We start from the raw sequence: 12,975 nt of genomic DNA, 5'->3' as shown, positions 1-12,975 counted from the left end.
GACTACGCCCGGACGGCCGGGCGCTCGGTGGCGGCGATGGTCGCCGAGCCGACGACGCGGGTGCCGTCGTACCGCACCACGGCCTGGCCGGGGGCGATGCCGCGGGCCGGGGTGAGGTCGTCCCCGCGTTCGGCGAGGCGCTCGGCGACGACGGCGCCGATGCCGGAGCATCAGTCCTTGTACGGAACGAGCTCCGACAGGCTCAGCGTGAAGCCGAAAGGCTCCGGAATGCTGATCGCGTCGCCGAACTTCCGATCGCTGCGGGTGTGGTACCGGTCGTGGTTCGGCTCAGAGAACAGCGTCACCGTCTGCTGGCGCGGGTCCACGATCAGATAGAGCGGGATGCGCATCACGGCGTAGTCGTGCAGCTTGTCCATCCAGTCGTTGCCCGGATTGGACGGCGAGACGATCTCCACAGCGATCAGGGCTTCCGCGGCGGAGGCCTTGTTGCCCGGCTCGGAGAGGACCTCCACCGGCAGGTACGTCAAGTCCGGCTCGCGTCCCTTGGAGACATCAGGGCTGACGATTTCGCTCCGCTCGCTGGGGAGATAGCCGTCAGGAGCGTGCTGCTCGAACTGCCTGCGCACCTGGGCCACGTTGAGCTGATGGATGTTGGACGGCGACGCCTGCATGATCAGCGTGTCTCCGGACCATTCGATCCGAACGCCTTCCGGGGCGATCCGCTCCAGTTCCTCGATGAAATCGCGGTGCTGCTCGTAGAAGGTCATGCCGTCCTCTCCGGAGGGTGCATCGGCTGCTTCGGCGAGTTGCCGTAGTCCCGCTCCCCAGGCCCGGGCAGTCGCGTTGTCCCGTGCGAGGAAGCCGCGCAGCTGGCACTCCGAGTATGCCAGGGGTGTTCGACCCGGCTCCCGCTGAACTCCCGCCCGCGCCGCCGGGCCGGCGGCGCGGGCGGGATCGCCGACTCGCCTCTCCCCCTCGCGTCGAAAGGAGCAAGGGTGAGGAGCGACGAACCTCAGGCATCGGCCGACCCGGCCGATGCCTGGCCGGCCCGTCCGGCTCAGGCCTTGACGGCCGGGCGCTCGGTGGTCGCGATGGTGGCCGAGCCGACCACCCGGGTGCCGTCGTACAGCACCACGGCCTGGCCGGGGGCGATGCCGCGGACCGGGCTGTCCAGGCGCACGTGCAGCTCACCGTCGACGACGGAGGCGGAGACGGGCACCTCCTCGCCGTGCGCGCGCAGCTGGGCGGTGTACCGGCCGTCGGCGGCCGGCTCGCCGCCGCACCAGCGGGGGCGGATCGCGGTGAGGCCGGTCACGTCCAGGCCCTCGACCGGGCCGACCGTGACGGTGTTGTTCACCGGGGAGATGTCGAGCACGTAGCGGGGCTTGCCGTCCGGCGCCGGGCGGCCGATCCGCAGGCCCTTGCGCTGGCCGATGGTGAAGCCGTACGCGCCGTCGTGCTCGCCGAGCTTGGTGCCGTCCACGTCGAGGATGTCGCCGGTGGCGGTGCCGAGGTGACTGGCCAGGAAGCCCTGGGTGTCGCCGTCGGCGATGAAGCAGATGTCGTGGCTGTCGGGCTTCTTGGCGACGGCCAGGCCGCGGCACTCGGCCTCCTCGCGGATGACGTCCTTGGTGGTGTCGCCGAGCGGGAAGAGGGAGTGGGCGAGCTGGTCCGAATCCAGCACGCCGAGGACATAGGACTGGTCCTTCGCCGCATCCACCGCGCGGTGGAGCTGGCGCTCCCCGGAGGGCAGGTCGACGATCCGGGCGTAGTGGCCGGTGCAGACGGCGTCGAAGCCGAGCGCGATCGCCTTGTCCAGCAGCGCGGCGAACTTGATCTTCTCGTTGCAGCGCAGGCAGGGGTTGGGGGTGCGGCCGGCCGCGTACTCGGCGACGAAGTCGTCGATCACGTCCTCGCGGAAGCGCTCGGCGAGGTCCCACACGTAGAAGGGGATGCCGATCACGTCGGCGGCGCGACGGGCGTCCCGGGAGTCCTCGATGGTGCAGCAGCCGCGGGCGCCGGTCCGGAAGGACTGCGGGTTCGCCGACAGCGCCAGGTGGACGCCCGTCACCTCGTGCCCCGCTTCGGCGGCGCGCGCGGCGGCGACGGCGGAGTCCACCCCGCCGGACATCGCCGCGAGCACACGCAGACGGCCAGTGGACGGAGCGGTCGGGGCACCCGGGAAGTCAGTCATGATGCCGACAAGCGTACGTGCTGCGGCGGCTGTTCCCCGAGTCGATGTCCCCTGGCCGATCCCCGGCCGGTCCTCAGCGCCGGACGGCCATCAGGCCCGCGTTGCGGGCGCGCTGGACGGCCGGGCCGATGGCCTTCGCCAGGGCGGTGACGTCCTCCCGGACGGAGGTGTGGCCGAGCGAGAAGCGCAGCGAGGCGCGGGCCAGCAGCGGGTCGGCGCCCATCGCGAGCAGCACGTGGCTGGGCTGCGGGACGCCGGCCGAGCAGGCCGAGCCGGTGGAGCACTCGATGCCCTGGGCGTCGAGCAGCATCAGCAGCGCGTCGCCCTCGCAGCCGGGGAAGGAGAAGTGCGCGTTGGCGGGCAGCCGGCCCTCGGGCGCCGGGTCGCCGTTGAGCACCGCGTCCGGCACCTCGGCCAGCACCGCGGCGATCAGCTCGTCCCGCAGCGCGCCGAGCGCCACCGCGTGCTCGGCCCGCCGCTCGGCCGCGATCGCCGCGGCGGCGGCGAAGCCCGCGGCGGCGGGCGCGTCCAGGGTGCCGGAGCGGACGTCGCGCTCCTGCCCGCCGCCGTGCAGCAGCGGGACGGGCGCGGCGCCGCGCGAGAGCAGCAGCGCGCCGATGCCGAACGGGCCGCCGATCTTGTGCCCGGTGACGGTGACCGCGGTGAGCCCCGACTCGGCGAAGGAGACCGGCACCTGACCGAGCGCCTGCACCGCGTCGGCGTGCATCGGGATGCCGAACTCGGCCGCCACGGCGGCCAGTTCGGTGACCGGCTGGACGGTGCCGACCTCGTTGTTCGCCCACATCACGGTGACCAGCGCGACCGAGGCCGGATCCCGCTCGATCGCCTCGCGCAGCGCCGCCGGATGCACCCGGCCGAGCCCGTCCACCGGCAGGTACTCGACGGTGGCGCCCTCGTGCTCGGAGAGCCAGTGCACCGCGTCCAGCACCGCGTGGTGCTCGACCGGGCTGCACAACACCCGGGTGCGGGCCGGATCGGCGTCCCGCCGGGCCCAGTAGAGGCCCTTGACGGCGAGGTTGTCCGACTCGGTGCCGCCGCCGGTGAGCACGATCTCGCTCGGCCGGGCGCCGAGGGAGTCGGCCAGCGACTCGCGGGCCTCCTCGACCACGCGGCGGGCCCGGCGGCCGGCTGCGTGCAGGGAGGAGGCGTTGCCGACGACTCCGAGGTGCGCCGTCATCGCGGCGATCGCCTCGGGCAGCATCGGCGTGGTCGCCGCATGGTCCAGGTATGGCATAACCCCCCGATTGTAGAGGGCCCTCCCCCGCGCCGTTCCCGCCGTGCACACCGATCCGGCCACCGGCCGGACGGCGGCCGGATCGGCGGTGTCCGGCACTGGTTTGTACCACTGCACGGCCCAGCGGTTAGCCTGACGGACACTTCTCTCAGAACCTCGGGGGCGCCATGTCGCAGTCGGTCGACCGCGCCCTCACCCTGCTCGGGTCGCTCGGCGACGGGCCGGTCACCCTGGAGCAGGCCGCGACCAGCATCGGCGTCCACAAGTCCACCGCGCTGCGGCTGTTGCGCACCCTGGAGGCGCACGGCTTCGCGCAGCGCCAGCCCGACCTGCGCTACCGGCTCGGCGGCCGGCTGCTGTCGCTGGCCCACCGGGCGCTGGAGGACATCGACGTCCGGCAGGTGGCCGCGCCGTACCTGGCCGCCCTCAACGCGCGCTGCGGCTACACCGTCCAGCTGGCCATGCTCCAGGACGGCGAGGTGCTCTACCTGGACGAGGTGGGCGGCCACGGCGCCGGGCGGCCGTCCCGGATCGGGCGCCGCGCGCCGGTCACCGGGACGGCGGTCGGCCGGGTGCTGCTCGCCGGGCTGCCCGAGGACGGCACCCCCGAGGACGAACTCCCGGCCGAGCTGGCCGCGGTGCGCCGCCGGGGCTGGGCGGCCGAGTCGGCCGAGCACCGGGAGCCGGTGACCTGCGTGGCCGCGCCGGTGGCCGGCAGCGACGGCCGGACGGTCGCGGCCTGCGCGGTGAGCGCCCCGGCGGACCGGGTGCGGCCGGCCGAACTGGCCCGCATGGTGCCGGAACTGCTCTGCACCGCCGAGGCCATCTCGCTCGCGTACGGCGGCTCGCCTAGTCCTCGCTGGTGCGAGAACCGTTGCGGTGCCAGGCCCGCGGCGCGCGCCAGCCGTACTTGAGCGCGAGCATCCGCAGCACGAAGGCGGTGAGCGCGGCGGCGGTGCCGGTGGCCCCGGTCAGCCGGTCGGCGCCGATCAGCACCGCGACCAGGCCGGCACCGACCAGCGCGGGCACCGCGTAGATCTCCCGGTCCCAGCGCAGCAGCGCGGGGATCTCCCCGGCCAGCACGTCCCGGATCACCCCGCCGCCGGCCGCGGTCACCATGCCCAGCGCGACGGCGGCCACCGCGCCGAGCCCGTAGTCGTGCGCCTTGGCGGTGCCGGTGACGCAGAACAGCCCGAGCCCGAGCGCGTCCAGGGTCTGCACCGCCCGGTTGATCCGCTCGACCTCCGGGTGCAGGAAGAACACCACGAGCCCGGCCGCCAGCGGCGTCAGAAAGTACCCGAGATTACTGAAGGCCGCCACCGGCGTCGCACCGATCACCAGGTCGCGCATCACCCCGCCGCCGAGCGCGGTGACCTCGGCCAGCACACAGATCCCGAAGATGTCCATGTTCTTGCGTACGGCGAGCAGCCCCCCGGAGAGGGCGAAGACGAAGATGCCGACGAGGTCGAGCGACTGCTGCACGTCGGAGGGAAAGATCTGCGAGGTCACCGTCCCTTTTGTACCTGATCCACCGAACTCGGCTAGCCTCCGCATGGTGAAGCTGCGCCCCATCACCCCCGCCCCGGCGAGACTCGGCTGGCTCGACGCGCTGCGCGGCATAGCGGCACTCGCCGTGGCCATGCACCACTTCGGCCTGGTCAACCTGATCCCGCATGCCGCGAGAGAGCCGTACTACCTGGATCTCGGGCTCTTCGGCGTGATGCTGTTCTTCCTGGTGAGCGGGTACATCATCCCGGCCTCGCTGGAACGGCGCGGTGACGTCCGGGGGTTCTGGGCGGGGCGGTTCTTCCGGATCTCGCCGGCGGTGGCCCTGGCCGTGGTCGCGAGTCTGCTGATCCTCCCCCGCAAGTTCGCGATCGTGCAGGCCTTCGCCTTCGACCACCCGCTGCTGTCGTTCGCGGCCAACGGGTTGATGCTGCAGGACCTGCTGGGCGTGCCCAGTGCGATCGGCGTCCTGTGGTCGCTCACGTACGAGATGATCTTCTACTACTTCGTGACGGCCCTGTTCGTCATGGGGTGGCACCGGAAGAGCGCCCCGATCGCGATCGGCTTCGCGGCCTTCGCCCTCGTCCTCGGCTCATGGTTGGCGCTGGGTACCATCTCCACCGACCTGGCTTCGATCCGGCACCTGGTCGCCGCCGCCTGCATCGTCGTCCTCATGGCGATGGCCTGCATCTTCACCGCCCGCCCTGACTTGATCCGCTGGGGCGGACTGCTGCTCGGCGGCCTCGGCCTGACCCTCGTCCTGCTCAACAGCCGGTCCGCCGGGTTCGAGACCATGATGATCTTCGCGACGATGTTCGCGGGCACTGTGCTGTACCGCCTCGAACACGGCCAGATCGAGCGGCTCCCGGCCGTCCTCTGCTGCACCTTCGTCGTCGTCTGCGGCTTCGTGACCGGCTACCTCTACGACAGCGGCACGACGCTGTGGAAGACGTGGACCGACTCCTGGATGGCGTTCTCCTACGCCTACCTGGCGGCCTGGGCGGTGTTCGTGGCCGGCATGCTGCTGCGCAAGCGCCGGTTCCCGCGCTGGCTCAGCGGGCTGGGCGCGATCAGCTTCTCCGTCTACCTGCTGCACGGCCCGCTGATCTTCTTCATGGGCTGGCAGCTGTCGGGCCACGCCCCGCTCGTCGGCTGGAAGGACCGGGGCCTGGAACTCGTCGCCTTCCTGGCCGCCCTGGTGGTGCTGAGCTACCTCAGCTACCGCCTGGTCGAGATCCCGTTCCAGAACCTCGGCCGCAAGGTCATGAAGGCGGTCAACCGCCGCTTCCCGCCGATCACTCCCGCCGACCAGGCCCCGCCGGGCGTCCACGAGCCGGCGCGGGTGGGCTCGCGCACCGGCTGACCTCGACCCATCCCCGCAGCTCAGGGGCGGCCGGCCCAGCGGGTGCCCGCCCCGGAGCAAGGGTCACAGTCCGGACAGGAACCACGCTCCGAAGGGTCTTCGAACTCCCTCGAACGGTTCTTACCCCCCGCTGCTTCCGCTAGCTTCCGCGTGTGAAGCTGATGGAATGCGCATCCAGGCGACGCACTGGCCGAACCGCCGAGGGCGCCCCCGCCGCCCCCGCCTCGTCGAGACTCGGCTGGCTCGACGCGCTGCGCGGTATGGCCGCCCTGGCGGTCGCGGTGTACCACCTCGCACTGCCGTTCCACTGGGTGCCGGGCGGCACCAAGGTCCCGCACTACCTGGACCCGGGCATCTTCGGCGTGATGCTGTTCTTCCTGGTGAGCGGGTACATCATCCCGGCCTCGCTGGAACGGCGGGGTGACGTCCGGGGGTTCTGGGCCGGGCGGTTCTTCCGGATCTTCCCCGTGGTGATCCTGACCGTGGTCGGGAGCGTGCTGATCCTCCCCCGCCAGCACTCGGTGGTGCAGGCCTTCGCCTTCGACCACCCGCTGCTGTCGTTCGCGGCCGGCGGGACGATGCTGCAGGACATGCTGGGCGTGCCCAACGTCGTCGGGGTCATGTGGACGCTCACCTACGAGATGATCTTCTACTACTTCGTGACGGCGTTATTCGTCATGGGGTGGCACCGGAAGAGCGCGCCGATCGCGATCGGCTTCGCCGCGTTCGCCCTCGTCCTCGGTTCCTGGCTGGCGCTGGGCACGATCTCCACCGACCTGGCTTCGATCCGGCACCTGGTCGCCGCCGCCTGCATCGTCGTCCTCATGGCGATGGCCTGCATCTTCACCGCCCGTCCGGACCTGGTCCGCTGGGGCGGACTGCTGCTCGGCGGCCTCGGCCTGACCCTCGTCCTGCTCAACAGCCGGTCCGCCGGGTTCGAGACCATGATGATCTTCGCCACGATGTTCGCGGGGACGGTGCTGTACCGGCTGGAACACGGCCAGATCGAGCGGGTCCCGGCCATCCCCTGCTGCGCCTTCGTCGCCGTCTCCGGCGTCACGGTCGGCTACCTCTACAACCGCGGCCCGGCCCTGGGGAAGACGTGGACCGAGTCCTGGATGTCGTTCTCCTTCGCCTACGCGGCCGCGTGGGCGGTGTTCGTGATCGGCATGCTGCTGCGCAAGCGCCGCTTCCCGCGCTGGCTCAGCTGGCTCGGCTCGATCAGCTACTCGGTCTACCTGCTGCACAACCCGCTGATCCACGGCATGGACTGGCTCCTGGAGGGCCACGCGCCGATCGTCGGCTGGAAGGACCGGGGCATCCAGTTCGTCGCCTTCTCGGCCGCGCTGCTGGTGGTCAGCTACCTCAGTTACCGCCTGGTCGAGATCCCGTTCCAGAACCTCGGCCGCAAGGTCATGAAGGCGGTCAACCGCCGCTTCCCGGCGCCCGTTGCACCGCAGCCCGCGATCGTCGGCCAGGCCCAGCCGGCCGCCGCGGACGGGTCCGCGGCGGAGCCGGTGCTGTCCGGCCGCGACTGACGAACCGGCGGCGCTACGACGGCGATACGGCGAAAGGCCGCCCGCCCCGGGCGTCCGGGGCGGGCGGCCTTTGTCGTGGAACCGTTAGGCGACGGCGTCCACAGGGGCTTCGCCCGCGGTGTTCTCAGGGAAGTGACACGCGACCTGGTGGCCGGTCTTGAGGGCGACCAGCGGCGGCTCCTGGGTGGCGCAGACCTCCTGGGCCTTCCAGCAGCGGGTGCGGAAGCGGCAGCCGCTGGGCGGGTTGATCGGCGAGGGGACGTCGCCCTTGAGCAGGATCCGCTCGCGGCCGGCCCGCTGGCGGCGGCGCGGGTCGGGCACCGGCACCGCGGACATCAGCGCGGTGGTGTACGGGTGCATCGGGCTGCGGTAGAGCGAGTCCCGGTCGGCGATCTCGACGATCTTGCCGAGGTACATCACCGCGACCCGGTCGGAGACGTGCCGGACCACCGAGAGGTCGTGCGCGATGATCAGGTAGGTCAGGCCGAGTTCGCGCTGGAGGTCGTCCAGCAGGTTGACCACCTGCGCCTGGATGGAGACGTCCAGGGCGGAGACCGGCTCGTCCGCGACGATCATCTTGGGCCGCAGGGCGAGCGCGCGGGCGATGCCGATGCGCTGGCGCTGGCCGCCGGAGAACTCGTGCGGGTAGCGGTTGTAGTGCTCGGGGCTGAGCCCGCACAGTTCCAGCAGCTCCTGGACGGCCTTCTTGATCCCGCCTTCGGGCACCGCGTTCTGGAGCCTGAACGGCGCGCCGACGATGGTGCCGACGGTGTGCCGCGGGTTGAGCGAGGAGTACGGGTCCTGGAAGATCATCTGGATGTCGCGGCGCAGCGGCCGCATCGCGCCGACCCCCAGGTGGGTGATGTCGGTGCCCTCGAACTCGATCGTCCCGCCGGTCGGTTCGTCGAGCCGGGTGACCAGCCGGCCCATGGTCGACTTGCCGCAGCCGGACTCGCCGACGACGCCGAGCGTCTCACCCGCGTTGACCGTGAAGTCGATGCCGTCGACGGCCCGGACCGCGCCGGTCTGGCGCCGCAGCAGCCCGCTGCGGATCGGGAAGTGCCGGGTCAGGCCGGTCACCCGGAGCAGCGGCTCGCGGTCGGAGGCGGTCGCGGGCGACGGGATCGCCGTCTGGGTCGCCTGAGTGTCCGTCATCGGTTCTCTCCAGAAAGGTGGTACGACGCCTGGTACGAGGCCGGGCTCACAGCCGGGGCGCGATCTCTTCGGTGAAGATGCGGTGCCGCTCGGCCGCCGCGAGGTGGCAGGCCGCGTGGTGCCCGGGCACGGCCTCGGCCAGCACCGGGACCTCGGTCGTGGAGCGCCCGCCGGTGAGCTGGGCGTACGGGCAGCGCGGGTGGAAGGCGCAGCCGGACGGCACGTTGATCAGGCTGGGCGGGGTGCCCCTGACCGGCACGAGCCGGTCCTGGAGCTCCCGGTCGAGGCGCGGCATGGAGCCCAACAGACCCCAGGTGTAGGGGTGTTCGGGCGCGTCGAAGAGGGTGTCGGCGGGGCCGCGCTCGACGCACTTGCCGCCGTACATGACCAGGATGTCGTCGGCGAGCTCGGCGACCACCCCGAGGTCGTGGGTGATGATGATGACGGCCGAGCCGAACTCCTCCTGGAGGTCGCGGATGAGGTCCAGGATCTGCGCCTGGACGGTGACGTCCAGGGCGGTGGTGGGCTCGTCGGCGATCAGCAGGGAGGGGTCGTTGACCAGCGCCATGGCGATCATCGCGCGCTGGCGCATGCCGCCGGAGAACTGGTGCGGGTAGTCGTCCACGCGGCGGTCGGGCTGCGGGATGCCGACCCGGTCGAGCATCTCGATGGCGCGGGTGCGGGCCTGCTTCCTGGTCGCGTCGGGGTGGTGCACCCGGTAGGCCTCGACGATCTGCTGGCCCACCGTGTAGTAGGGGTGCATCGCGGTCAGCGGGTCCTGGAAGATCATCGCCATCTCGCGGCCGCGCAGTTGGCGCACCCGGTCGGGGCCGGCCGCTATCAGGTCCTCGCCGTTCAGCCGGATCTCGCCGCTGATCCGGGCCCGCTTGGAGCGGTGCAGGCCCATGATGCCGAGCGAGGTGACGGACTTCCCGGAGCCGGACTCGCCGACGATGCCGAGGGTCCGGCCCTTGTGCAGGTCGAAGCTGACCCCGTCCACCGAGCGGACCAGGCCGTCGTCGGTGTCGAAGTGGATCCGCAGGTCGCGGACGGAGAGGAAAGGGTCTCCGGCCGGGGTCTGCGCGGCGGGCGCCGTGGTGTTCTGGAGCTCGGTCACGAGAGCCTCACCCGGGGGTCGACGAGGGCGTACAGGAGGTCGACCACGAGGTTGCAGACGACGATGAAGAAGGCGGCGAGCAGGGTGACGCCGAGGATCTTGGGCAGGTCGTTGTCGGCGATCGCCTGGACGGCGAAGGCACCGATGCCCTGGAGCGAGAAGACCTGTTCGGTGATCAGCGCACCGCCGAGCAGCAGGCCGAGGTCCATGCCGAAGATGGTGACGACGGGGGTGAGCGCGGCGCGCAGCCCGTGCCGGGTGACGACCTTGCGCTCGACCAGGCCCTTGGCCCTGGCGGTGCGGATGTAGTCCTCGCTCATGGTCTCCAGCATCCCGGCGCGGGTGAGCCGGGCGTAGAGCGCTGAGTAGAGGAAGGCCAGCGAGATCCACGGGAGGATCAGGTTGCGGGCCCACATGATCGGGTCGTCGGTGAAGTTGACGTACTGGAGGTTGTCCAGGATCGGCCACTCGTAGCTGAAGACGGTGAGCAGCAGCGCGCCGGTGAAGAAGACCGGGAGCGAGACGCCGGCGAGGGCGACGCCCATGGCGAGCCGGTCGAAGATCGAGCGCGGCTTGAGGGCGGAGATGACGCCGGTGGTGACGCCGGAGACCAACCACAGCACGGCCGCACCGATGGCCAGCGAGAGGGTGACCGGGATGCGCTTGGTCAGCTCGGGCCAGACCTCCAGGTGGTTCTTGAACGAGTAGCCGAAGCACGGCACGTGGCAGGTGACCGGGTCCGGACCGAACTTGTACTCGGCGCCGCCGACCAGGCCCTTCAGGAAGTTCCAGTACTGGCTGTACAGCGGCTGGTCGAACCCGAGGTTCTTCTTGACCGCAGCGATCGCCTCGGGCGACGGGTTCTTCCCGATGTACTGCGCGGCCAGCTGGTCACTGGTCTCGCCGGCGATGCGCGGGAGCAGGAAGAAGATCGCGAAGGTGACCGCGCTGACCACCAGGATCAGCAACAGGGCCGCGAACGTCCTGCGAATGATGTAGGCAAACACAGTTGGTCGGCTCCGGCGGCCCGCCACCGTCCGGGATCTGCCGGACGGTGGCGGGCGCCGCTGCCTTCACCTGCCTTCAGGGATGCGGAGCCAGGCTCTTTACTTGGTGGTGCCGATGTTCAGGTAGTCGTACTCACCCGAGAAGGCCGGCGTGGAAGCGAGGTTGGTGGCGCTGTCCGGGCGGTACAGGAAGACCTTGAAGTCGGTCAGCGGGACGTACACCGCCTGGTCCATGACCTTCTTGTCGATCTGGGCGTAGATCTTCTCGCGGGCCGCCTTGTCGGTGTTGGTGGCGGCGTCGTCGATCAGCTTGTTGATGTCGGGGTCGTTCAGCTGGGCCAGGTTGCTGTTGCCGGAGGCCTTGATCGCGCGGCCGTCGACGATCTGCTGCAGGAAGCCGTAGCCGGTCGGCCAGTCGGCGCCCCACTGCATCATCATCAGGCCGATGTTGTGGTCCTGGGTGAACTGCGGGACACCGGCGTTGTCCGAGAAGTACTTGCCCTGCGGGAACTTCTGGATCTCGGCGTTGACGCCGATCTTCTTCAGCGCGGCCTGGATCGCGGTCGCCGCCTGGACCTCGGGGTCGCGCTCGGTGCGGGCCGTCAGCACGGTGTTGAAGCCGTCCGGCTTGCCGCAGGCCTTGAGCGCGGCCTTGGCCTTGTCGAGGTCGCCCTTGTTGTCCTTGGTCTCCCAGGTGTTGAAGTCCTGGTGGCCCGGGATGTCCGGCGGGAGCACGGTGTTGGCGATCGCGCCGCGGATCGGGCCGCCGAGCGTGAGCTGCACCGAGGTCTTGTCGATCGCGTACTGGACGGCCTTGCGGCACTCGATGTTGTCGAACGGCGCGACCTTGGTGTTGATCGCGGTGTAGACCAGGCGACCACCGTAGGCGTTGTCGGTGCTGGCCTTGAGCTTCTGGTTCTGCAGGATCTGCGCCTGGGTCTGCGGGTCGACGCCGCCGCCGACCAGGTCCACCTGGGCGTTGCCGGCGATGAGGTCCTTGTCGATGGTGGACTGCTCGATGCCCATCTTGACCACGATCTTGTCCGCGAGCTGCTTGCGGATCGGGTCGGTGCTCTTGTCCCAGTTGGTGTTCGGCACCAGGGTGAGCTGCTTGCCGTCGTCGTAGGACTCGAACTTGTAGGTGCCCGAGGAGACCACGTGCTTCACGTAGTTGGCACCGTCGTCCTTGGCCTGCGGGACCGGGACCGTCTGCGGGGCGCTGACCAGGTAGTCGAAGTCCGCGAAGGCGTGCTTCAGGTGGAAGACGATGGTCAGGTCGTCCGGCGTCTCGATCGACTTCAGGTCGCCGGTCTTGTCCTTGTACGGGCCCTCGTAGGGGGTCGGGTTGTCGACCAGCAGCTCCTTGAAGTACGTCGGGCCGTTGGAGTTCACGTCCGGCGCGAAGTTGGAGCGCTCCACGGCGTACTTGACGTCCTTGGAGGTGATCGGGGTGCCGTCGTCGTACTTGAGGCCCGCGCGCAGCTTGTACGTCCAGGTCAGGCCGTCCGCGCTGGGCTGGCCCATGTTCTCGGCGAGGTCCGGGACGAGCTTGTTGCCGTCCTCGCCCGCGGCCGGGTTGAAGGTGGTCAGCGGACGCCCGTACAGGCGCGAGAAGTTGTAGATGTAGGCGTAGTACGTGTTGCCCGGGTCGAAGGAGTCCGGGGTGCCCTTCATCTCGTAGGTGACCGTCCCGCCCTTCTTGTCCGAGGCGTTGACGATGTTCTTGGTGGCCGCGTCGGCGCCACCGGCCGCGCTGGTGCCACTGGAGGAGGTGTCGGAGCTCTTGGTGCCGGACGAGCAGCCGGTCACGATCAGGACCGCGGCGGCGGCCGCCGCGGTCAGCGCGACGGTACGGGACCTACGCATGGGTGAGATCAAC

The 12,975-nt window shown here is 70.5% G+C and carries 11 protein-coding genes and 1 pseudogene; 3 read left to right on the top strand and 9 right to left on the bottom strand.

Going from position 1 to position 12,975, the window contains the following annotated elements; all coding sequences use genetic code 11:
* Nucleotides 1-2: 2 nt before the first annotated feature.
* The 4 genes and pseudogenes from KV557_RS44500 to KV557_RS19505 all read right to left on the bottom strand — a co-directional run.
* Nucleotides 3-110 (bottom strand): annotated as a pseudogene (locus KV557_RS44500) (aminomethyltransferase beta-barrel domain-containing protein); the annotation flags it as partial.
* 60 nt (nucleotides 111-170) lie between these two features.
* Nucleotides 171-728, bottom strand: a complete 558-nt coding sequence (locus KV557_RS19515; RefSeq protein ID WP_218201981.1) for a Uma2 family endonuclease — start codon at nucleotides 726-728, stop codon at nucleotides 171-173.
* A gap of 290 nt (nucleotides 729-1,018) precedes the next feature.
* Complete coding sequence (mnmA, locus tag KV557_RS19510; RefSeq protein ID WP_218201979.1) at nucleotides 1,019-2,155, bottom strand: tRNA 2-thiouridine(34) synthase MnmA; 1,137 nt, start codon at nucleotides 2,153-2,155, stop codon at nucleotides 1,019-1,021.
* Between the two features lie 73 nt (nucleotides 2,156-2,228).
* Nucleotides 2,229-3,410, bottom strand: a complete 1,182-nt coding sequence (locus KV557_RS19505; RefSeq protein ID WP_218201977.1) for a cysteine desulfurase family protein — start codon at nucleotides 3,408-3,410, stop codon at nucleotides 2,229-2,231.
* Between the two features lie 167 nt (nucleotides 3,411-3,577).
* Here KV557_RS19505 and KV557_RS19500 point away from each other — a divergent pair, with 167 nt between their 5' ends.
* Complete coding sequence (locus tag KV557_RS19500) at nucleotides 3,578-4,324, top strand: IclR family transcriptional regulator (protein WP_218201974.1); 747 nt, start codon at nucleotides 3,578-3,580, stop codon at nucleotides 4,322-4,324.
* Here KV557_RS19500 and KV557_RS19495 read toward each other — a convergent pair.
* Complete coding sequence (locus tag KV557_RS19495; protein WP_308129974.1) at nucleotides 4,260-4,919, bottom strand: trimeric intracellular cation channel family protein; 660 nt, start codon at nucleotides 4,917-4,919, stop codon at nucleotides 4,260-4,262. The two genes, KV557_RS19500 and KV557_RS19495, sit on opposite strands and share 65 nt — an antisense overlap.
* Nucleotides 4,920-4,965: 46 nt before the next feature.
* Here KV557_RS19495 and KV557_RS19490 point away from each other — a divergent pair, with 46 nt between their 5' ends.
* Both KV557_RS19490 and KV557_RS19485 read left to right on the top strand, forming a co-directional pair.
* Nucleotides 4,966-6,279, top strand: a complete 1,314-nt coding sequence (locus KV557_RS19490; protein WP_218201970.1) for an acyltransferase family protein — start codon at nucleotides 4,966-4,968, stop codon at nucleotides 6,277-6,279.
* A gap of 161 nt (nucleotides 6,280-6,440) precedes the next feature.
* The gene (locus tag KV557_RS19485; RefSeq protein ID WP_256177663.1) at nucleotides 6,441-7,817 is read left to right on the top strand and encodes an acyltransferase family protein; all 1,377 of its coding nucleotides are present in this window, start codon (nucleotides 6,441-6,443) and stop codon (nucleotides 7,815-7,817) included.
* A gap of 84 nt (nucleotides 7,818-7,901) precedes the next feature.
* Here the strand turns inward: KV557_RS19485 and KV557_RS19480 are convergent, their stop codons facing one another.
* The 4 genes from KV557_RS19480 to KV557_RS19465 form a co-directional block, all read right to left on the bottom strand.
* Nucleotides 7,902-8,972 carry an ABC transporter ATP-binding protein gene (locus tag KV557_RS19480; protein WP_218201965.1) on the bottom strand — a complete coding sequence of 357 codons (1,071 nt, stop codon included), beginning with the start codon at nucleotides 8,970-8,972 and terminating at the stop codon, nucleotides 7,902-7,904.
* A 46-nt stretch (nucleotides 8,973-9,018) separates the two neighbouring features.
* On the bottom strand, nucleotides 9,019-10,089 hold the full coding sequence (locus KV557_RS19475; RefSeq protein ID WP_218201963.1) for an ABC transporter ATP-binding protein: 1,071 nt from the start codon (nucleotides 10,087-10,089) through the stop codon (nucleotides 9,019-9,021).
* Nucleotides 10,086-11,096, bottom strand: coding sequence for an ABC transporter permease (locus KV557_RS19470; RefSeq protein WP_218201961.1), 1,011 nt, complete (start codon nucleotides 11,094-11,096; stop codon nucleotides 10,086-10,088). The genes KV557_RS19475 and KV557_RS19470 overlap by 4 nt, the downstream gene beginning before the upstream one ends.
* Before the next feature lie 99 nt (nucleotides 11,097-11,195).
* On the bottom strand, nucleotides 11,196-12,962 hold the full coding sequence (locus KV557_RS19465; protein WP_218201959.1) for an ABC transporter substrate-binding protein: 1,767 nt from the start codon (nucleotides 12,960-12,962) through the stop codon (nucleotides 11,196-11,198).
* Between the last annotated feature and the right edge of the window lie 13 nt (nucleotides 12,963-12,975).

This window comes from Kitasatospora aureofaciens (genome assembly GCF_019192735.1).
In the GTDB taxonomy this organism is placed as follows: domain Bacteria; phylum Actinomycetota; class Actinomycetes; order Streptomycetales; family Streptomycetaceae; genus Kitasatospora; species Kitasatospora aureofaciens_A.
This window is presented reverse-complemented; position numbering and strand designations above follow the sequence as displayed.